The 21,387-nt window shown below is 74.9% G+C and carries 12 protein-coding genes; 5 read left to right on the forward strand and 7 right to left on the reverse strand.

What is annotated here, in order from left to right:
• Both BM242_RS24370 and BM242_RS24375 read right to left on the reverse strand, forming a co-directional pair.
• Positions 1-4,868: non-ribosomal peptide synthetase (locus BM242_RS24370; protein ID WP_139238430.1), on the reverse strand; the 4,868-nt coding region annotated here is incomplete at its 3' end.
• Positions 4,869-4,873: 5 nt separating this feature from the next.
• The gene (locus BM242_RS24375) at positions 4,874-11,497 is read right to left on the reverse strand and encodes a non-ribosomal peptide synthetase (RefSeq protein WP_093841083.1); all 6,624 of its coding nucleotides are present in this window, start codon (positions 11,495-11,497) and stop codon (positions 4,874-4,876) included.
• A 440-nt stretch (positions 11,498-11,937) separates the two neighbouring features.
• On the opposite strand from BM242_RS24375, the gene BM242_RS24380 reads away from it, so the two are divergent.
• Positions 11,938-13,299, forward strand: a complete 1,362-nt coding sequence (locus BM242_RS24380) for a Zn-dependent hydrolase (protein WP_093841084.1) — start codon at positions 11,938-11,940, stop codon at positions 13,297-13,299.
• Here BM242_RS24380 and BM242_RS24385 read toward each other — a convergent pair.
• Positions 13,266-15,362: an AfsR/SARP family transcriptional regulator gene (locus BM242_RS24385; RefSeq protein WP_093841085.1), complete on the reverse strand. Its 2,097-nt coding sequence runs from the start codon at positions 15,360-15,362 to the stop codon at positions 13,266-13,268. The two genes, BM242_RS24380 and BM242_RS24385, sit on opposite strands and share 34 nt — an antisense overlap.
• Before the next feature lie 310 nt (positions 15,363-15,672).
• Between BM242_RS24385 and BM242_RS24390 the strand changes: the two genes are divergently transcribed.
• Positions 15,673-17,682, forward strand: coding sequence for an AfsR/SARP family transcriptional regulator (locus BM242_RS24390; protein ID WP_093841086.1), 2,010 nt, complete (start codon positions 15,673-15,675; stop codon positions 17,680-17,682).
• A gap of 58 nt (positions 17,683-17,740) precedes the next feature.
• On the opposite strand, the gene BM242_RS24395 is transcribed toward BM242_RS24390, so the two are convergent.
• The 4 genes from BM242_RS24395 to rpmG all read right to left on the reverse strand — a co-directional run bounded on the left by BM242_RS24395 (position 17,741) and on the right by rpmG (position 20,188).
• Positions 17,741-18,577, reverse strand: coding sequence for a class I SAM-dependent methyltransferase (locus tag BM242_RS24395; protein WP_093841087.1), 837 nt, complete (start codon positions 18,575-18,577; stop codon positions 17,741-17,743).
• 3 nt (positions 18,578-18,580) lie between these two features.
• Complete coding sequence (gene rpmF, locus BM242_RS24400) at positions 18,581-18,751, reverse strand: 50S ribosomal protein L32 (RefSeq protein ID WP_093841088.1); 171 nt, start codon at positions 18,749-18,751, stop codon at positions 18,581-18,583.
• A gap of 84 nt (positions 18,752-18,835) precedes the next feature.
• Positions 18,836-19,963 carry a GTP-binding protein gene (locus BM242_RS24405; protein ID WP_093841109.1) on the reverse strand — a complete coding sequence of 376 codons (1,128 nt, stop codon included), beginning with the start codon at positions 19,961-19,963 and terminating at the stop codon, positions 18,836-18,838.
• Positions 19,964-20,023: 60 nt separating this feature from the next.
• The gene (gene rpmG / locus BM242_RS24410; RefSeq protein ID WP_093841089.1) at positions 20,024-20,188 is read right to left on the reverse strand and encodes a 50S ribosomal protein L33; all 165 of its coding nucleotides are present in this window, start codon (positions 20,186-20,188) and stop codon (positions 20,024-20,026) included.
• 93 nt (positions 20,189-20,281) lie between these two features.
• Between rpmG and rpmB the strand changes: the two genes are divergently transcribed.
• The 3 genes from rpmB (at position 20,282) to BM242_RS24425 (ending at position 21,384) form a co-directional block, all read left to right on the forward strand.
• Positions 20,282-20,518, forward strand: coding sequence for a 50S ribosomal protein L28 (rpmB, locus tag BM242_RS24415; protein WP_093841090.1), 237 nt, complete (start codon positions 20,282-20,284; stop codon positions 20,516-20,518).
• Positions 20,518-20,823, forward strand: a complete 306-nt coding sequence (rpsN, locus tag BM242_RS24420; RefSeq protein ID WP_093841091.1) for a 30S ribosomal protein S14 — start codon at positions 20,518-20,520, stop codon at positions 20,821-20,823. Before rpmB ends, rpsN begins: the two co-directional genes overlap by 1 nt.
• A gap of 189 nt (positions 20,824-21,012) precedes the next feature.
• Positions 21,013-21,384, forward strand: coding sequence for a sensory rhodopsin transducer (locus BM242_RS24425; protein WP_093841092.1), 372 nt, complete (start codon positions 21,013-21,015; stop codon positions 21,382-21,384).
• The last annotated feature ends 3 nt before the right edge of the window (positions 21,385-21,387 follow it).

The raw sequence follows: 21,387 nt of genomic DNA on the forward strand, positions 1-21,387 counted from the left end.
TCCAGCTCCGCAAAACTCAGCCGCCCCGCACCCGACTCCACCGCCACCGCATCCGGCCACCGCGCCGCCGCCCGCCGGAACAGCTCATGCACCGGCATCTCGCGGGCGGGCGACGAGGTGCCCTGCCACGAGTTCAGCTGCCGCCGCTCCGCGGTGCCGAGCAGGGAGACCGCCCGGTGGTGGGCGGTGCCGTCGCCGGCCATGGCGTGCAGGGCGCGCAGATGCCAGTCGCGCAGGCGGGTCACCTGGTCGGCGGTGAGCCCGTCGAGGGCGTAGTCGATCTCCAGCAGCAGCCCGCCACCCGCCCGGTGGCTGATGGTCACGTCCAGCGGGAAGTTGGTGCGGGCCACACCGGGGGTCTCGGGCCCGGCCGGTGGCGGGCCGAGGGTGCCCGACTCGGCGAGCCGCAGCACCCGGTGGAAGTTGTTGTAGGTGAAGTTGGTCTCGAACAGCGGTGCGCCACGGCCGTGGGCACGCTGGAGAGCGGAGAGGGGGTAGCGGCGGTGCGGCAGCAGATCGAGCTCGGCGCGGTGGACGGCGCGCGCGAGGTCCTGCCAGCTTCCTTCCGGCAGCCGCAGCCGCAGCGGCACGGTGTTGAGGAACAGGCCGCGGGCCTCCGCGCCGTCGGGTTCCTCCAGCCGCCCGTTGGCCGTGATGCCGATCAGCACGTCGGGCGAGCCGGTGAGCAGGCTGATGGCCTTGAGGTGGGCGGTCAGCACGGCGGCCTTGAGCGGGACCGCCGCGCCGCCGGCGAACTTCTCCAGCCGGTGCCGGAGTTCCGGGGGCAGCGGGGTGGTCAGTATCCCGTGGCCGGCCGCCTCATGCCGGAGATGGCGTTCGCCCGCCACGGTGTCCCCGGCGGGGGAGGCGTCCGGGGCCGGGGGCCATGGCCCGGGAAGGCGGGCGTCGGGGGCCCCGGCCAGCCGGTCCCGCCAGAACTCCCGGCTCTCCGGCGACTCCAGGGCGGCGCGCTCGGCGGCGATGTAGTCCCGGTAGTGGGAGCGGAGCGGTTCCGTCGCCGGGTCCTCGCCGGCCAGCAGCCGGTGGTAGAGGCCGGTGATCTCGGAGACGGTGGAGACCATGCTCCAGCCGTCGAGGATGGCGTGGTGCTCGGTGACGGTCCACTGGAAGGCGTCGTCGGAGAGCACATGCACGCCCATCCGGCACAGCGGCGCCACGCCCAGGTCGAAGCGGGCGGCCTGCTGGTCCGCAAGGTGGGCCCGCAGGGTGTCCTGCTGCTGCTCCGCGGAGAGCCCGCGCAGGTCGGCGACGGTGCACGGCAGCTCGGCGGTGCGGGCGACAAGCTGCATCGGCTCGCTGTACCGGGCCAGGTCGAAGGAGGTGCGCAGCACCGGGTGCCGGGCCACCACCCGGGCGACGGCCTCCCGGAAGCAGGCTTCGTCGAAACGGCCGGACAGGCGCAGTGACTCCACATTGTGGTACGGGTTGCGCGCCCGGTCCCGTTCCATCTCGTAGACCATGCCGATCTGGAGCTCCGCCATCGGGTAGGCGTCCTCCAGTCCGTCCGGCAGCAGCGGCCGGTCGGCCTCGGCAACCAGGGAGAACGGGCCGGTCCGGCCCTCCTCGGCGGCGGGCGCGCCGCCCGGTGTGCCCGGTGCCGCCGCCGAGGCGAGCCCGGCCAGGGTGGGCGCGCCCAGCAGGTCCTGGACGCCGAGGGACAGTCCGGCCTCCCGGGTCAGGCCGATCACCTGGATGGAGCGCATGGAGTCGCCGCCCAGGTCGAAGAAGTTGTCGTGCCGGCCCACCCGGTCCACGCCCAGTACCCGGCACCAGACGGAGGCCAGGAATTCCTCGGTCCGGCCCTGCGGCGGCACATATTCCTGCGCCAGTTCCGGGCGGATGTCGCCGGGTTCGGGCAGAGCGCGCCGGTCCACCTTGCCGTTCCTGGTCAGCGGCAGGGCGTCGTGGAAGACCCAGCGGCGCGGGACCATGTAGTCCGGGAGCCGGGTGCCGAGCCAGGTGCGCAGTTCGCCGGTGGCGGGTGCCTGGGGGCCGGGCACCAGGTGGGCGACCAGCTCGGGGCCGGAGCGCGGGTCCTGCCGGAAGACGACCACGGCCTCGCGCAGCCCGGGGTGGTCGTGCAGCACGGATTCGACCTCGCCGAGTTCCACCCGGTAGCCGCGGATCTTCACCATGTGGTCCATCCGGCCCAGGAATTCCACCCGGCCGTCCACCGACCACCGGCCCCGGTCGCCGGTGCGGTACAGCCGCTCCCCCGGACGGTGGGGATGGGGCAGGAAGCGCTCCGCGGTCAGCGCCGGCCGGCCCAGATAGCCGCGGGCCAGACACGGCCCGGAGACGCACAGCTCGCCCGGGGAGCCGACCGGCACCGGCAGACCGGCCTCGTCCAGCACCCACACCTCGGTGTTGGCCAGCGGCAGCCCCAGCGGCAGCGGCCCCTCCGGCAGCTCACCGTTCCGGAACACCCCGCACACCGAGAAGGTGGTGGTCTCGGTCGGCCCCCAGCAGTTGACCACCTCAAGGTCCGGGCAGCGCCGCAGTATCCGCGCCGTGTGCCCGGGCGAGACGGTCTCGCTGCCGGTCAGGACGCGGCGCAGGCCGTCGAAGGTCTGCGGTTCCTGGTCGACCAGCAGGGCGAACAGCGAGGCGGTGGCGTGCAGCACGGTGGTGCCCGACCCGGCCACCCAGGCGGCGACCTCGGCGGGGCCGTAGCGCACCGCGGGGGCCAGCACCAGCCGCGCGCCGCCCGTCAGCGGCGCCCACACCTCGAAGGTGGACACGTCGAAGGAGGCGGGGGCGATCTGGAGGACCGTGTCCCCGGGCAGCACCGTCATGCTGTCCCCGCCGTGCAGCAGCTCGGTGACATTGCGGTGCCGGGTCACCACGCCCTTGGGGCGGCCGGTGGAGCCCGAGGTGAAGATCACATAGCAGCCGTTGTCCGGGCCCGCGCCGCCCGGCAGATTCTCCGCGCCCGCGGGATCCCCGGCGTCCCCGGCGTCCCCGGCCCACAGGTTCTCCTCCAGGGCCAGCACCTGCCAGGGGCCGGCGGGGACGCCGCCGGCGGCGTCCGGGCCGGCGAGGACCAGGGCGGCCCCGGTCTGCCGGAGCATGTACTCCAGCCGGGAGGACGGAAAGCCCGGGTCGAGGGGGACATACATGCCGCCGGCCTTGAGCACCGCCAGCCAGGCCAGCACCATCTCCACCGAGCGCCCGGCGCAGACGCCGACGGGGGTGTCGGGGCCGACGCCGAGGCCGCGCAGCCGCCGGGCCAGCCGGTTGGCCCGGGCGTTCAGCTCCCCGTAGCTGAGCCGGACGCCCTCGGAGACCACCGCCTCCGCGTCCGGCGCGGCGGCCGCCCGCCGCTCCACCATCCGGTGCACCGGCAGCGACGGCACCTCGGCCGCGGTGTCGTTCCACTCCTCCAGCAGCCCCCGCTGCTGCGCGCCCAGCAGCTCCGCCCACCGGTGGCCCGCGTCCGGATCGGCGGTCATCGCCTCCAGCACCCGCAGGTAGTGGTCGCGGAGAACGGCGAGCTGGACGGCGGGGAAGGCCCGGGCGTCGTACTCCATCTCCAGGCACACGGCCCCGGTGCCGGGCTCCCGGCCGAAGGCCACGACCAGCGGGAAGTGGGTGCGGGAGACCTCCCCGGCGTCGTCGGCGGCGTCTTCGGCGGAGTCGCCGCCGGTGCCGCCGGCCTCGGCGAGCTGCCGGAAGTCGGTGTAGACGAAGTTGGTCTCGAACAGGGGGGAGCCACCGAGTTCCCGCTGGAGGGCGGCCATGGGGTAGCGGCGGTGCGGCAGCAGCGCGTTCTCGGCTCCGACGACCGCGTGGATCAGGTCCCGCCAGGTCCCGTCCGGCAGTTTCATGCGGAACGGCACGGTGTTGACGAACAGTCCGCAGACCTCGGCGCCGTCGGCCTCCTCCAGCCGGCCGTTGACGGTGAGTCCGGCCACCACGTCGCGCTCGCCGGTGACCAGGCTCATCACCTTCATGTGCGCGGCCAGCAGCACCGCCTTCACCGGCACCCGGCACTGCCGGGCCAGCTCCCGGATCCGGGACAGCAGCGGCCCCGGCAGGGGCGAGACCAGGGAGCCGTGGCCCTCGCTCCCGTCATGGCGGTGCCGCTCTCCCGGGGCCGGCGCCGCGGCGGCGGGCAGCACCGGCCGGTCGCCGGGCCAGCGGGGCAGCCGGCTGTCGGGGAGTTCGGCCAGCGTGCGGTGCCAGTACTCCCGGCTCTCGGGCGACTCCAGTGCCTCCCGCTCGGCGGCGATGAAGTCCCGGTAGGCGGAGACGGGCGGGGCGGGCACCGGGTCCTCGCCCGCCAGCAGCCGCCGGTACAGGCCGGTGATCTCGGAGACCAGTGAGGCCAGGCTCCAGCCGTCGAGGATGGCGTGGTGCTCGGTGACGGTCCACTGGAAGGCGTCGTCGGAGAGCACATGCACGCCCATCCGGCACAGCGGCGGCACGCTCAGGTCGAAGGCGGTCCGGCGTTCGGCGCGGAGATATCCGGCCAGCGTCTCCCGGGCCGCGCTCTCCGGCACGGCCCGCAGATCGGTGACGGCCACCGGGATCTCGGCGGTCTCGTACACCAGTTGCATCGGCTCGCTGAAGCCGGCCAGGGCGAAGGAGGTGCGCAGCACATCGTGCCGGGCCGCCGTACGGGCCACCGCCGTGCGGAAGCACCTCTCGTCGAAGGAGCCGGGGATCCGCAGGCTGTGCACATTGTGGTAGGGCAGCCGGCCGGGGTCCCGTTCCATCTCGTAGACCATGCCGACCTGGAGCTCCGACATCGGGTAGGCGTCCACCAGCCCGTCCGGCAGGAGGGGTCCGGGGCCGCTCTGCCCGCCGTCGCGGGGCACGGCGGTCTCTTCCGTTCGGCTCTGCACGTCCGTCACCGCCCGTCCGGGGTGGAGGTGCCGGTGTCGCCGCGGCCGGGGGCCGTACGGGCCGCGAGGAGTTCCCGGTCCCGTGCGGAGAGCAGCGAGAACGGCCGCTGCCCGGTGCGGGGCGGCGCCGGTGCCTCGCGGCCGGCGGCGGCCTCGGCCAGGGCCCGCAGTGTCGGGTGCTGGTGGAGGTCCTGGAGGGCCAGCCCGAGTCCGGCGGAACGCGCCTGGCCGACCACCTGGATGGAGCGGATGGAGTCGCCGCCCAGATCGAAGAAGTTGTCGTCCCGGCCGGCCCGGTCCACGCCCAGCACCCGGCACCAGATCCCGGACAGCAGTTCCTCGGTCCCGCCCTGCGGCGGCACATACTCCCGGCCGGCGTCCGGCCGGGCCTCCTCGGGTGCCGGCAGGGCGCGCCGGTCCACCTTGGCGCGGGGGGTCAGCGGCAGCGCGTCGAGGAACACGAACAGCCGGGGCACCATATAGGCGGGCAGCCGTTCCAGCAGCCAGGCGCGCAGCTCACCGACGGCGGGCGGGTCGCCCTCCGGCACCGCGTACGCCACCAGATCGACGCCGGCCGCGTTGTTCTCCCTGGTCACCACGGTGACTTCGCGCAGCCCCGGGTGCTCGCGCAGCACGGATTCGACCTCGCCGAGTTCCACCCGGTAGCCGCGGACCTTGACCATGTGGTCCATCCGGCCCAGGAATTCCACCCGGCCGTCCACCGACCACCGGCCCCGGTCGCCGGTGCGGTACAGCCGCTCCCCCGGCCGGTAGGGGTGGGGGACGAAGCGCTCCGCGGTCTGGCCCGGCCGGCCCAGATAGCCGCGGGCCAGACACGGCCCGGAGACGCACAGCTCGCCCGGCGTGCCGACCGGCACCGGCAGGCCCGCCCGGTCCAGCACCCACACCTCGGTGTTGGCCAGCGGCACCCCCAGCGGCAGCGGCCCCTCCGGCAGGGAGTCGCGGCGGTACACCCCGCACACCGAGAAGGTGGTGGTCTCGGTCGGTCCCCAGCAGTTGACCAGCTCAAGATCGGGACAGCGCCGCAGTATCCGCGCCGCGTGCCCCGGCGAGACGGTCTCGCTGCCGGTCAGGAACCGGCGCAGGCCGTCGAAGGTCTGCGGCTCGTGGTCGACCAGCAGGGCGAACAGCGAGGCGGTGGCGTGCAGCACGGTCGTGCCCGACTCGGCCACCCAGCCCGCGATCTCGCCGGGGCCGTAGCGCACCGCGGGAGCCAGCACCAGCCGCGCCCCGCCCACCAGCGGCGCCCACACCTCGAAGGTGGAGTTGTCGAAGGACAGCGGCGCCAGCTGGAGCAGGGTGTCCTCGGGGGTGAGGGTGAGGAACTCGCCGCCGTGCAGCAGCTCGGTGACATTGCGGTGCCGGGTCACCACGCCCTTGGGGCGGCCGGTGGAGCCCGAGGTGAAGATCACATAGCAGCCGTTGTCCGGGCCCGCGCCGCCCGGCAGATTCTCCGCGCCCGCGGGATCCCCGGCGTCCCCGGCGTCCCCGGCCCACAGGTTCCGGTCCACGGTCAGCACCCGCCAGGAGCCCGTGGGCAGCCGGCCGGCCGACCGCTCGTCGGTCAGCACCAGGCCGGCGCCGGCCTCCCGCAGCATGTACGCCATGCGCTCGGCGGGGAAGTCCGGCTCCAGCGGCACATAGACGCCCCCGGCCTTCAGGATGGCGAGCAGGGAGATCATCATGCCGGGCGAGCGCCCCATGCACAGCGCCACCGGCACATCGGGGCCGACGCCGAGACCGCGCAGCCGCCGGGCCAGCCGGTTGGCCCGGGCGTTCAGCTCCCCGTAGCTGAGCCGGACGCCCTCGGAGACCACCGCCTCCGCGTCCGGCGCGGCGGCGGCCCGCCGCTCCACCATCCGGTGCACCGGCAGCGACGGCACCTCGGCCGCGGTGTCGTTCCACTCCTCCAGCAGCCCGCGCTCCTCCGCGCCCAGCAGCTCCGCCCACCGGTGGCCCGCGTCCGGATCGGCGGTCATCGCCTCCATCACGCGCACGTAGTAGTCGCGGAACAGCAGCACCTGGTCGGGGTGGAGGACATCGGTGTGATAGTCCAGCCCGAACAGCAGCTGGTTGGAGTACGGGTTGCGGATCACGCCCACATTGAGCGGGAAGTTGGTGGGCTCGGCCCGGTCCGTGGTGAAGCTGTCGATCTTGTTGTCCGCGATGCGCATCAGGCCGGGCCCGAACGCCCGGTCCAGCACATGGAAGTGATTGTGGACGAAGTTCACCTCGAACAGCGGTTCGCCGCCGGTCTCCCGCTGCAGGGCGCCCAGCGGGTAGCGCCGGTGCGGCAGCAGTTCGCGTTCGGTGTCGAAGACCGCCCGGACCAGATCCCGCCAGGTGCCGTCCGGCAGTTCCATGCGGAACGGCACGGTGTTGAGGAACATGCCGCGCACGTCCGCGCCCGCCGCCTCCTCCAGCCGGCCGTTGGCGGTGAGCCCGACCAGCAGATCCGGCGACCCGGTGACCAGGCTCATCACCTTCATGTGCGCCGCCAGCAGCACCGCCTTCAGGGGCACGCCGCACTGCCGGGCCAGGTCGCGCAGCCCGTCGCACAGCTCCTCGGGCAGCAGGGTCTCCACCGATCCGTAGCCCTGGTCGGGGTGGTGCTCGCGCCACTCGTGCGGCCGGGTGCGCCCGGACAGCCGGGCGGGACGGCCGGCGGGACGGCGGGGCAGCCGGCAGTCCGGGCGGTCGGCGACCCGCTCCAGCCAGAACTTCCTGCTCTCCTCGGACCGCAGGTTCTCCCGCTCGGCGGCGATGAAGTCGCGGTAGGCGGAGACCGGCGGGGTGAGCACCGGGTCCTCGCCGGCCAGCAGCCGCTGGTAGACCTCGGCGATCTCGGAGATGGTGGAGTGCAGACTCCACCCGTCGAAGATGGCGTGATGTTCGGTGATGGTCCACTGGAAGGACTCGTCGGTCAGCCGGTGCAGGGCGAACCGCAGCAGCAGCGGCCGGGAGTGGTCGAACGGCCGCCGGCGCTCGGCGAGGACGTACTCGTCCAGGACCCGGTCCTGTTCCGCCTCGTCCAGATGGCGCAGATCGGCCACGGTGAAGGGCATCTCCGCGGTCTCGTACACCAGTTGCATCGGCTCGCTGAAACCGCTGAGGTCGAAGGCGGTCCGCAGGATGGGGTGCCGGGCCACCACCCGAGCGGTCGCCTCCCGGAACCGCGCCTCGTCGAAGGGGCCGACGATCCGCAGCCCGTCCAGATTGTGATAGGCCCGGCGTTCGGGATTGAGCTCCATCTCGTAGACCATGCCGACCTGGAGCTCCGCCATCGGATAGGCGTCCACCAGCCCTTCGGGCAGCAGCTCCCGGTCCTGCGGTGAGACCAGGGCGAACGGCTCGGGGCCGGCCGCCGCGGCCGGGGAGTCCGCCCGGTCACCGGGGGTCTGCGTCCGCACCAGGGCGGCCAGCCCGGCGACGGTCGGGCTGCGGAACAGGTCCTGGAGTTCGAAGGCGAGTCCGGCCTCCCGGGCCTGGCCGAGGACCTGGATGGAGCGGATGGAGTCGCCGCCCAGATCGAAGAAGTTGTCGTGCCGGCCCACCCGGTCCACGCCCAGCACCCGGCACCAGACGGCGGCCAGCGTCTCCTCCGCCGGGCCGGCCGGTGCCACATACTCCTGCGCCAGCTCCGGGCGGACGGCCTCCGGTTCCGGCAGCGCGCGGCGGTCCACCTTGCCCTGCGGGGTCAGCGGCAGCGAGCCGAGCACCACGAACTGGCGGGGCACCATGTAGTCCGGCAGCCGCCGGCGCAGCCAGGTGCGCAGCTCCTCGGGGGCGGGCGCCTCGCCGTCGGGGACCAGATAGCCGACCAGGCCGGCCTGGCCGTCGGCGCCGCCGCGGGCGGCCACGGCCGCCTCCAGCAGATCCGGGTGGCCGCCCAGCACGGTCTCGATCTCCCCGGTCTCGATGCGGTAGCCGCGGATCTTGACCTGGGAGTCGGCGCGGCCGGCGTACTCCAGCCCGCCGTCGGCGGTCCAGCGGCCGAGGTCGCCGCTGCGGTAGAGCCGCCCGCCGGGCCGTCCGGTGAGATGGTCGGGGACGAAGCGCTCGGCGGTCAGTGCGGGACGGCCGGTGTAGCCGCGGGTGAGTCCGGCGCCGCCGACATGGATCTCGCCGGTCACCCCGACCGGGCAGGGATCGCCGTGCTCGTCCAGCACATGCACGCTCAGATCGGGCAGCGGGCGGCCGATCCGGGTGAGTTCGCTGTCCAGGTCCTCCTCGGTCACCTCCCGGGAGGTGACATGCACGGTGGTCTCGGTGATCCCGTACATGTTGACCAGCAGCGGGGCGGCGCAGCCGTGCCGGGCCGTCCAGCGGCGCACCGAGGGCCGGTGCAGCGCCTCGCCGCCGAACACCACGGCCCGCAGGGACAGTTCGCCGCCCAGGCGCTCGTCGGCGGTCTCGAACTGGCGGAACGCGGACGGGGTCTGGCTGAGCATCGTGACCCGCTCCGCGCGCACCAGCCGGTGGAAGGCCTCCACGTCCCGGCTGACCGCGTAGTCCACCACGACCAGGCGTCCGCCGGTGGTCAGCGCGCCCCACATCTCCCAGACGGAGAAGTCGAAGGCGAAGCTGTGGAAGAGGGTCCACACATCGTCCGGGCCGAAGGACAGCCGCCGGCGGACGCCGTGGATGAGCCGGACCACATTGCGATGGGTGACCGTGGAGCCCTTCGGGCGGCCGGTGGAGCCGGAGGTGAAGATGACATAGCAGCCGTTGTCCGGCTGCACCCGGGGCAGCGGGCCGCTCTCCGCGGCGCTTCCTTCGGCGCGGTCCGGCTCCTCGGCCGCCAGTTCCTCGATGCCGGCCACCCGCCACGGGCCGCCGGGGACCGCCTCCGCGGTCGGCCGGTGGACCAGGACCAGCCGCGCGTCCACCTCCCGGAGCATGAACGCCATGCGCTCCGCGGGGAACGCCGTGTCCAGCGGCACATACACCCCGCCCGCCTTGAGGACGGCCAGGCAGGCCACGACGGTGTCCGCCGAACGTTCCATGCAGACCCCGACACAGCTCTCCGGGCCCACCCCGGCGGCGCGCAGCCGGCGGGCCAGGGCCGTGGCCCGCTCCTGGAGTGCGGCGTAGGTCAGCGTGGTGCCGGCGCAGGACACCGCCACCGCGTCCGGCCGCTCGGCGGCGGCCCGGGCCACGAGGTCGTGCACCGTCCCGGCGGGCAGCTCCGTCTCCTGGCCCGACCACTGCCGCAGTTGCTCCCGCTCGGCGGCGGAGGCCAGTCCGGTCCGGCTCAGCGGCAGGCCGGGGTCGGCGGCGACCTGGTGCAGCAGCGTCTCCCAGTGGCCGGCGAAGGCCCGGATCGTGGCGGCGTCGAACAGGTCGGTGGCGTACTCCACCTCCAGCCGCAGCCCGTCCCGTCCGCGGAAGACCGACCAGGTGAGGTCGAACTTGGCGGTGCCGGTGGGCACACTGGTCCGCTCCACCCGCAGGCCGCCGGGCAGGACCTGGGCGCTGTCGTCCTCGTGCAGGGCGAAGACCACCTGGACCACGGGGCTGTGGCTGAGGCTGCGCTCCGGATGCAGATGGTTCACGGCCATGTCGAACGGCACCCTGCTGCGGGAGAGCGCGTCCAGGACGGACGCCCGGGTGCGGGCGACCAGCGTCCGGAAGCTCGGGTCGCCCCCCAGAGCAGTGCGGATGACCAGCGTGTCGGAGAAGAAGCCGATCATGTCCTGGACGGCCGCGGCGGTCCGGCCGGCCGTCGGCGAGCCGATCACGATGTCGTCGCGGCCGGCGTGCCGGGCGGCCAGCGCCTGGAAGGCGGCGGCCAGGACGACATACAGGGTGACGCCTTCCTCGGCGGCGAACTTCTCCAGCTGCCGCAGCGGTATGCCGGTCAGGTCCAGGTGCAGGGTGCTGCCGCGGTGGCTGAGCTCGGCCGGGCGGGGGCGGTCGGCCCCCAGGTCCAGTACGGCCGGCGCCCCTTCGAGGGCGCGGCTCCACGCCTCCAGGGCCCGGGCGGCGGCGGGACCCGCCGTCTCCTCGCGCTCCCGGAGCGCGTAGTCGGCGTACTGGGGGGCGTCCGGCGGCGGCTCCGCGGGGGCGCCGCCGTCCCGGTAGGCCGCCAGCAGCCCGCGCTGGAAGATCTCCAGCGACCAGCCGTCGCAGGCGATGTGATGGAAGGTGAGCTGCAGCCAGTGGAGGTCCCCGGCCAGCTTGAGAAGCCGGGCGCGCAGCATCGGGCCGGCCGCCAGGTCGAAGGGCCGCCGGGCGTCCTCCTCGATCAGCCGCTCCGCCTGCTCCCGGGCCCGGTCCGCGCCCAGCCCGCTCAGGTCGGTGAGGGGGCAGGGCAGCTCCCGGCGGGGCGACACCCGTTGGCGGGGGCCGTCGGGGCCGTCCTCGAAGAAGGTGAACAACACCTCGTGCCGGCCGGCCACCTCGGCGACCGCAGCGGCCAGCCGCCCCGCGTCCAGCGGTCCGGTGAAGCGGAGGGTGACCGGCATGTTGTACACCGGCCGGCCGGCCAGCCAGCGGTCCAGGAACCACAGCCGCTGCTGGCCGCAGGAGAGCGGACCCCGCTCCGCCTCACGGGAACGCAGTACCGCGGACGCGGCTGCCCGCCCTTCCCTGTCGATGCTTCCCATGAGTACGCCCTTCCCTCCGATTCACAATGCCCGGATGAGTTTCGCCGCACTAATCGATGATCCTAGAAACGAACTTGAGAATTGACAGTACGGAGCTCGAATCGGGAAAGTCAACGGACCGCGGAGCGCTGAAGAAAAACAAAAGAAAAGCGATAGCGAAAAATAAGTCCGGCGGCCGTCCGGGCGGCGAAAAGCCGGGGGCGATAGGCGGGCGATAGATTCCGCGGCCTTATCACACCCCGCCCGGGCCGGCCCCGGGCACCGCTCGGGCCCCGCACGAGCACCGCGCGGCGCCCCGGCCGCGGCGCCGATAGCCCTCCCATCGCCGGGCGATAGCGGCCGGTTAGCGGGGCGGCGCACAGTCGTGCCGTCCGGGCGGACCCGGGGCACCCCTCCGCGGTGTTCCGTCGGCGGCCGGCCCGGCGGACGGGAGGAGGGCCATGCCCCAGCCGAAACTGCAGGCACCCGATGCGCTCCGCGGTGCCGCGGGGCGCCGCCCGGCGCTCCGGGTCGACGGCGCGCGCCTGCTCGGATGCCTGGCGGAACTGGGAAAGATCGGCGCCGACCCGGCGGGCGGGGTGACCCGCCTCGGGCTCGGCCCGCAGGAGCGGGCCGCCCGCGCCTTCCTGGCGGAGCTGTGCACCTCGGCGGGCCTGGCGGCCGAGACCGACGCCGCGGGGAATCTGCTGGTCCGCCGGCCCGGCGCGGCGTCAGGGGCCGCGCCGGTGCTGCTGGTCGGCTCCCATCTGGACACCGTGGTGCAGGGCGGCCGGCTGGACGGCGCCTACGGGGTGGCCGCCGCGGTGGAGGTGCTGCGGGTGCTCCACGAGCACACCGTCGAGCTCCCGGTCGAGATGGTCGCGGTCGCCTTCGCCAACGAGGAGGGCGCGCTGGTCCAGGCTCCGTTCTGGGGATCGCGCGCGCTGTGCGGCGCCCTGGAGGACGGCCTGGCCGCGGAGGACCGGGCCGGCCGGACGGCCGCCTCCTATCTGGCCGAGGCGGGCGGCTCGCCGGAGCGGCTGCCGGAGGCGGTCTGGCCGCCCGGCAGCGTCGCCGCCTATCTGGAACTGCATATCGAGCAGGGGCCCCGGCTGGAGAGCGAGGGCGTGCCGGTCGGGGTCGTGGAGGGGATCGTGGGCCGCACCATCCTCGACATCGACATCACCGGCCAGGCCCAGCACGCCGGGACCACCCCCATGCCGGCGCGCCGGGACGCCCTGGTCGCCGCCGCCGGCATCACCCTGGCCGTGCGGGAGCTGGCCGCCGGGCGGGCCCTGTGCACCACCGCCACCACGGGCTTTCTCCAGGTGTCGCCCAATGTGACCAACACCGTCCCGGGACATGTGCGGATGACGGCCGAGGTGCGGGACACCGATGCCGGCCGGCTCGCCGTGGGCGAGGCCGCGCTGCGCCGGGAGTGCGCCCGGGTGGCGGCGGACTCCGGCTGCTCCGTGGAGGTGCGGGTCTCCTCGCGGTCCCGCCCGGTGGCCACCGCCCCGGCGCTGCGGCAGGTGATCAGGGAGGCCGCCGGGGCCCTGGGCCTGGCGCAGCTCTCCCTGCCCAGCGGTGCGGGGCACGACGCCCAGATCATGGCCCGGATCGCGCCGGTCGGCATGATCTTCGTCCCCAGTGCCGGGGGCATCAGCCACGCGCCGGCCGAGGACACCGCTCCGGCCGATCTGGTGCACGGGGCGGATGTGCTGCTGCACTCCGTCCTGGGGGCCCAGGCGGTGCTGCCGGCGCCGGGGGAGCCGCGGCGCCGGCCGGCTCACCGGGGCGGGCAGAACACCGCGGGTTCCTGACGGGCCGGCAGTTCCAGCAGGGTCACGGTGCACATCGCCAGCCCCCAGGCGTGCTCGGGGAAACCGCCGGCGGTGGCCTGCCGCACCGCCGCCAGCACCCAGGAGCGCTCCTGCCGGTACCAGCCCGCCGGGTCCCCGATCAGCCGCTCCACCAGCGGGACCGGCAGCTCCCACCGGCTGGCCCCGTTGCCCGCCAGATGCAGATGGTGGCCGCCCAGGCGGCGGTGCGCCTCCGCCGACAGGAACAGCAGCGCGCCCAGCAGGCGTTCCAGCGCCTTGCGCCGGGACACCTCCGGCTCCTCCGCCGCCAGCAGGCCGCGGGCGAAGCCGCGGATCCAGCCCGGCAGCCAGTAGCGCGTCCCTGTGGGGTGCGGGCGGATGTCCAGCAGATGGGCCTCGGCCAGCTCGTCGAGCAGTGCCTCGGACTGCGCGACGCCCGTGTCCAGCAGCGGGGCGCCGGCCCAGGGGGCGAAGTCCGCCGCCTCGATCAGCGGCAGCAGCCGGAACAGGCGGCGCGCCTCGGCGCTCAGCCCGGCGTAGGTGTGCCGCGCCCCGGTGCGGTCCAGGAGCTCCTCGGTCCAGCGGGCGTCGCCGTGCAGCCGGGCCGCCAGATCCCCGGCCGTCCGGTGCGGGTGCGTGGACAGCCGGGCGGCGGCCAGCCTCAGGGCCAGCGGCAGATGTCCGCACGCCTCGCACAGCGCCAGCGCGGCCTGCCGGTCGGTGCCGATCCTGGCGCCTCCCGCGATGCGGGCCATCAGCTCCAGCGCGCTGCTCTCGGTGAGCGGCGCCAGGCCCACCCGCACCGCGGCCGGGAGTCCGGTGAGCGGCCGGCGGGAGGTGACGATCACCCGGCACCGGGAGCTGCCCGGCAGCAGCGGGAACACCTGGCTCTCGGAGACCGCGTCATCCAGGACGATCAGCACCCGGCGGTCCGCCAGACAGTCCCGGTAGGTCTCGGCCCGCTCCTCCAGGCCATCCGGAATGTCCTGGTCGGAGACGCCATACGCGCGTAGAAAACGGCCCAGGACCGCCTCCGGCCGGGCGGGCGCGCCGGGGCCGGAGAGCCGGGCGAAGAGCTGTCCGTCCGGGAACTCCGGGGCCAGCCGGTGGGCGGCGTGCACGGCCAGCGCGGTCTTGCCGACCCCGGCCCGGCCGCTGATCACCGCCGTGGGCACGGCGGTTCCGTCCTGCGGTTCCGGGGCGTCCAGCAGCCGGGCCAGGCTGCTCCGGCGTCCGGTGAAGTCCTCGATATCCGCCGGGAGGCGGCGCGGGCCCCGGCTGCGGACCAGGGCGGGCCGCAGCCCGGCGGGCCGGGACAGGGCGGGGTCGTGGGTGAGGACGCGCTGATGCAGATCCCGGAGCTCCTCGCCGGGCTCGATGCCGAGTTCCCCGGTGAACCGCTCCCGTGCCCTGCGGTACTCCTCCAGTGCCTCGGCCTGCCGGCCGGCCCGGTGCAGCGCCGTCATCAGCAGGGCGACCGGGCGCTCCCGCAGGGGGTGCGCGGCGACCAGGGCGGCCAGTTCGCCGGCCAGGTCCTGCGGGGCGCCGGAGCCGTGCTCCAGTTCCAGCGCCAGGCACTCCTCGTGGGCGGCCAGCCGCTTCTCGTCCAGCGCGGCGGCGGCCCGGCGCACCAGGCGGCTGCCGATGCCGGCGAGTGCGGGGCCGCTCCACAGGGCCAGCGCCGAGCGCAGCTCGCCGGCGGCGCGCAGGGGCGCGCCGTCCTTGACCGCGGCCCGGGCGGCGGCGAGGTGCGCCTCGAAGGAATGCAGGTCCAGTTCTCCCCCGGCGACCCGCAGCCGGTAGCCGGGGGCGCGGGTGTCGATGAACTTCCCGCGGTCCCCGGAGAGCCGGCGCCGCAGGGCGGAGATGCAGATGTGGATCTGGCTGCGGCTGGTGGCCGGCGGCTCCTCGTCCCACAGTCCGTCCACCAGACGGTCGGTCGGCACGATCCGGCCGGCCTCCAGCAGCAGCAGGGCGAGAACCGTCCGCTGCCGCGTTCCGCCGATCTCCACGGCTGCCTGGTCGTCCCGTACTTCGAGGGGTCCGAGAATGCGGTACTCCATGGTTCCCTCCGGAAGTTCGCCTTTCCCGGGGCAGGTCCGGTCTTCCGGAGACGCCGTCCGGGAAATCCGCGTCAGCAGTGATATCGGTGGGCCGGTGTCCGGCGGCTGCGCAACAATGCCCGGTTCGTCTGTGCCCGGGCGGCGCCGGTGATATCAGCACGATAACGCCGGGTACGTACAAGGACCGTACAAGTGGCATACAAGGGGCCGGTGGTCGACTGTTCCCGCGCCGCCGGAATCATCCGCGGCCCATGGCCTCGGGGCCGGGCCGGCGGCGGACCGGCACGACGATCCCCGGGAGCGGAGGCCGATGACACCGGTGCGGTTCGAACTGCTCGGCCCCCTGCGGGCGTTCCGCGCGGACCGGCCGGTCGGCCTGGGCCCGGCCAAGCAGCGGCTGCTGCTGGCCGCACTGCTGCTGCGCCGGAACGAGCTGGTCACCTCGGCCGAACTGGCCGGGGTGCTGTGGGGCGAGGACCCGCCCGCCTCGGCGGCGGCGAATCTGCGGACCTACGCGCACGGGCTGCGCCGGGCCCTGGGCGGCGGCGGTGCCTGGGACGGCATGCCGGTCACCCGCGGCGGCTATCTGCTGCGGGTGCCGCCCGGCGGGCTGGACCTGGACCTGTTCAGGGAGGCCGCCGCCCGGGCCCGGCAGGCCATGGCCGCGGGCGATCTCGCCCGGGCCCGGTCCGAGTGCGACCGGGCGCTGGGCCTGTGGCGGGGACGGCCGCTGGCCGGACTGCCCGCGCACCCGCCGCTGCCCGGGTGGGTCGCCAGGGTGGAGGAACTGCGCCTCGCCGCGGAGGAGCTGTACGGCGAGATCCTGCTCGCCACCGGGTCGCCGGCCACCGCCGTGCAGCGGATGCGGGTGCTGCTCGACCGGGCCCCGCTGCGCGAACGCGCCTGGGCCCATCTGATGCTCGGGCTGCACCGGACGGGCGACAGCGCCGGCGCCCTGGAGGAGTACCGGCGCGCCTGGCGGGTGTTTGTGACGGACACCGGGCTGGAACCGGGACCGCAGCTCGTGGCGCTGCGCGACGACATCCTGCACCGCCGTCCGCAGCCGGCCCCGAGGGGGGCGCCCGGCACGGCCGCGCCGCCCAGACAGCTTCCGCCCGCCGCCCGCGCCTTCACCGGACGCACGGCGGAACTCGCCCTGCTGCACTCCGTTCTCGGCCCGCCGGCGGACGGGGCGGAAGTGGTCACCATCCTGGCCGTGACCGGGATGGCCGGGGTCGGCAAGACCGCGCTGGCCCTGCACTGGGCACACCAGGTGTCGGCTCAGTTCCCCGACGGCCAGCTCTATCTGGATCTGCACGGATACGGCCCGGGCGGCCCGCTGCCGCCGTCCGCCGCCCTGGCCGCTCTCCTCGGCTCGCTGGGCGTGCGGCCGGCCGCGGTCCCGCCCGGCGCCGAGGAGCGCACCGCCCTGCTGCGCTCCGTGCTGACCTCCCGCAAGGCCCTGGTGGTCCTGGACAATGCCCGCGATGCGGACCAGGTGCGTCCGCTGCTGCCCGGCGCCGGCCGCAGCACGGTGCTGGTGACCAGCAGGGACCGGCTGAGCGGGCTGGTCACCAGGGAGGGCGCCCGGCCGCTGCCGCTGGAGGTCCCCGCCGGGGAGGAGGCCCGGGCACTGCTGCTCGGCCGGCTCGGCGCGGACCGGCCCGCCCCGCCCCCGGAGGCCGTCACGGAGATCATCGCGGCGACCGGACGGCTGCCGCTGGCCCTGTCCGTCGTGGCCGCCCGGATGGCGACCCGCCCCGCCCTGCGGCCGGCCGCGCTCGCCGAGGAACTGCGCGCCGAGGACACCCGGCTCGACGCCCTGGCCGAGGGCGATGTGCGGGGCGTGTTCTCCTGGTCGTACCGGGCGCTGACCCCGGGGGCGGCGCGGCTGTTCCGGCTGCTCGGGCTGCATCCCGGTCCGGAGGTGAGTGTCCCGGCGGCCGGGGCCCTGGCCGGCTCCGGACCCGGCGCGGCCGGGCCCTGGCTGCGGGAGCTGAGCCGGCTGCATCTGCTGGACGAGCGCGCGCCGGGCCGGTACACGGTCCACGGGCTGCTGCGCTGCTACGCGCGGGAACTGCTGCACGCCCACGAACCCGGCCATGCCCGGCAGGCCGCCCGGGAACGGCTCTACGACCACTATCTGCGCCACGCCCGGGCCGCCGCGCTGCTGCTGGAGCCCGGGCCGCCGTCCCCCGCCTCCGATCGCGCCGGCGCCCTGGCCTGGTTCCAGGCCGAGTACCCGGTGCTGCTGCGGGTGGTGCGGCAGGCGCCCGATCCGTCCCCGGGCCCGCTGCCCGGCCGCCCGGCCGGGCGCTGAGCACCGGCCGGCCGGACGGCGCGGTCGCGGTCCGGTCCGTCCGCCCCGCCGCGCGGGGTCAGGGCAGCCGCAGCAGGGTGAGGCGGTACTCCTCGACCTGGGGCAGGCGCTGGGCGGCGAGACCGGCCAGGGTCTCCCGGCACCAGCCCGGAAGGCCGTCCACCAGGGCGGCGGGCAGCGAGGTCAGGGTGTGGACGGCCAGCAGCCGGGCGCCGGGCAGCCAGTCGGTGAGCACGGCCGGGTCGGCACAGGCCCAGCGCATCCGGGCCTGGACCTTGCCCAGCGCGTCATGGGAGTCCTGGGTTTCCACGATGGCCGGTCCGGCGGTGTCCAGGGCGAGCCAGGCGCCCGGCAGCCGGGCGGCGGTCATGGCCAGGGTGGTGCGGGCCTCGTCCTCGGGGAGGAAGGGCAGTACGGCTTCGGCGCTCAGCAGCAGGGGCGCGTCCGGGGCGGGGCGGGCGGCGGCCACGGCCCGGGCCCACGCCGGGCCGGTGACCGAGCCGGCGTGGGCGGTGCGGCGGGGCGAGGCCGGGAAGTGCGCGGCGCGCAGCTCCATCACCTCGGGCAGGTCGAGTTCGAACCAGGCGGCCCGGCCGTTGTCCACCCGCTCGTAGCGGGTGTTGAGGCCGGTGCCGATCTCCACGACCGTGCCGTCGGGGTGGTCGGCCAGGAACTCCCGGGTCCAGTGGTCGAACAGGGCCGTCCGCAGCACGGCGCCGAGCAGGCTGGGCACGCCGTCGAAGCGGGCGAAGTCGTAGTCGATGGCCGTGACGAGTTCCGCGGCGCGGGCGTCGCCCAGCACGGGTTCCGCGCGGGCGTGGTCCACCGCGCGGCCGTAGAGGGGTATCAGCAGGGTCTCCTGGACGGTGCCCGGCCGGATGCCCGGTGCGGTCATGACTCAGTCCTCCGGCTTCAGCAGGCCGCGCCGGTAGGCGCGGACCAGGGGGCGGGGCACCCGGTGGGTGCGGCCTTCGATGGTGACGGGCACCAGCTGCGGCGCGGTGGCCTTCCACCGGGCCCGGCGGTGGCGGGTGTTGCTGCGGGACATTCTGCGCTTGGGCACGGCCATGGGCTGCTCCTCAGGAGGAAATGACGGTTCGTCAGTTCATCGGGGTCGTCGGGGTTGCCGGGGTTGCCGGGGTTGCCGGGGTCGTCAGGTGACGGGGTCGAGCCAGGTGTCGAAGACGGAAGGCAGTTTCTTCCAGGACTCCGGGCCGGCGGCGTGTTCCCCGTCGGTCAGCAGGCAGGAGTCCAGCAGCGTGGTGAGGGCGTCGCGGTCCAGGCCGGGGCCGGTGAAGACCAGGTGCTGGCCGCGGTCGCCGCGCACCGGGTCCCAGTCCAGGGCGGCGGCGACGCGGCGCTCGGCCGGAACCAGCTCCCAGGCGGCGTCCGGGAGCGCGGCCAGCCAGGGGCCGGCGCTCTCCACGCACAGCGCGCCTCCGGCGGCGTCCCAGGACAGCAGCGCGTCCGGGCGGTCGGCCAGCCAGAACCGGCCGCGGCTGCGGACCGCCGCGCAGGCGATGTCCTCCAAAGCCCGGTAGAGCCGCCCGGGATGGAAGGGCCGGCCGGCCCGCCACACCAGGGTGGCCACGCCCGCCTCCTCGGCCGGCTGCGGCAGCCGGGCGCAGGCGGGATGCTGCGCGGCGGCGGCTGCCGCCGGGTCGAAGCCCGCGAAGGCCAGACAGGTCAGCGCGGGCGAGTCGGCCGCGACCTGACGGGCGGTCGGATGGAGCTGCCGCAGCAGCGCCAGATCCTCCGCCCCGGCGGGCTCCTCGCCGTCGGCCACCGCCAGCACCGGCGGGTATTCCAGCTGGCGGGCGAAGGTGTCGGCCACCACCCGGTGATCGCCGGGCGCCACCGCCAGGCCGGCCGCCGCCAGGTCGTCGCCATTGGCCAGGCAGGGCAGCACCAGTGCCGGATCGACGGCGGTGATCACATTGGCCGGCCGGACGGTGTCCGTGCCGCACTCGCCGGCGATCAGTTCGGCGATGCCGCGGGGCTCCACCGCGTCCCACAGCTCGACCACCACCAGGCCGTGCCGTCCGGTCGCGGCCAGGCCGGCCAGGACCCCGGGCAGGTCCTTGCGCATCAGGCAGCAGCCGCAGGTCTCCTCCTCCGTCCGCGGCAGCGGGGCGGCGTCCAGCTCGCCCACCGCGTCCGTCAGGACCCGGCGGACCGGGCCGCCGTCCCCGGAGGCCGACAGATCGTGGTGCACGGCCACCGAGCCGGGCACCGTGCGCAGCAGCTGCCCCACGGCCCGCGCGCGGGCCCCGGCATGCATGCCGGCGACCAGCACCACCGGCAGCGGCCTGTTCCGTTCGCTGTTCCCGGGCCGCACCGGTCAGCGCTCCTCGCGGAAGTCGACATGGCGCCGCACGACCGGGTCGTACTTGCGCAGCACCATGCGGTCCGGATCGTTGCGGCGGTTCTTGCGGGTCACATAGGTGTAGCCGGTGCCCGCGGTGGAGCGGAGCCGGATGACCGGGCGGAGTTCGTTGCGTGCCATGCGAGGTAGCATACGACAACGATTTTCATTAGCGATAGCTGGGCGCGTGTCCGCCCGGACCCGCCCCGCCCGTCCCCCGGAGGTGCTGCCACCTTGTCCGCCCGCTGCCAACTGACCGGCACCCAGCCCGGCTTCGGCAACCGCATCTCGCACTCCCACCGCCGCACCCCGCGCCGGTTCAACCCCAACATCCAGCGCAAGCGCTACTGGCTGCCCAGCGAGAACCGCTGGATCCGCCTCACCCTCAGCGCCCGCGGCATCAAGACCGTCGATGTCATCGGCATCGAGGCCGCCGTCGCCCGCATCCGCGCCCGGGGGGAGAAGATCTGATGGCCAGGAAGAGCAAGATCGCCAAGAACGAGCAGCGGCGGGAGACCATCGCCCGCTACGCCGCCCGCCGCGCCGAACTCAAGGAGATCATCCGCCGCCCCGCCGGCACCGAGGAGCAGCGGGCGGCCGCCCAGCGCGAGCTGCGCCGCCAGCCGCGCGACGCCAGCCCCGTCCGGCTGCGCAACCGCGACAGCACCGACGGCCGCCCCCGCGGCCACCTGCGCAAGTTCGGCCTCTCCCGGGTGAGCTTCCGGCAGCAGGCCCACGCCGGGCATCTGCCCGGCATCACCAAGTCCTCCTGGTAGCCGCGGGTGCGGCCGGCCGGCCCCGGACAACACAGCCCCGGGCCGGCCGTCGGCCGGTGAGACCGGCCCGGCCTCGCCCGGACGCCGGGCCACGGCGCAGGCGTCCGGACCGTCCGCCCGGCGGCCTTCGGCGTGCGCGAGCCGTCCCGGTGCGCTATCACCGAAAGGTGGCGGTAAGGAGACAGGCGTATGCAGCATCTCGGGAAACACATCTGGGTCATCCCCGAAGGGTTCATTCCCGGCTCCAGCACCGGGCCGCAGGAGATGGTGAGCCACGAGACCGCGTGCATCCTCAACACCGGGGACGCGGACGCCCATGTGGAGATCACCTTCTTCTTCCCGGACCGCGATCCCGCCGGGCCGTACCGCGTCACCGTGCCCGCCCGGCGCACCCTGCACCAGCGGTTCAACCAGTTCACCGGTGACGACGGGGTACCCGTCGGCTCGGACTATGCGTCGGTGCTGGTGAGCGATGTCCCGGTGGTCGTCCAGCACACCCGCCTCGACAGCCGTCAGGCGGCGAACGCCCTGCTGTCCACCCTCGCCTACGGCACCGGCTGACCG

The sequence above is a fragment of the Streptomyces aidingensis genome, from assembly GCF_900112355.1.
Taxonomy (GTDB): Bacteria; Actinomycetota; Actinomycetes; order Streptomycetales; family Streptomycetaceae; genus Streptomyces; species Streptomyces aidingensis.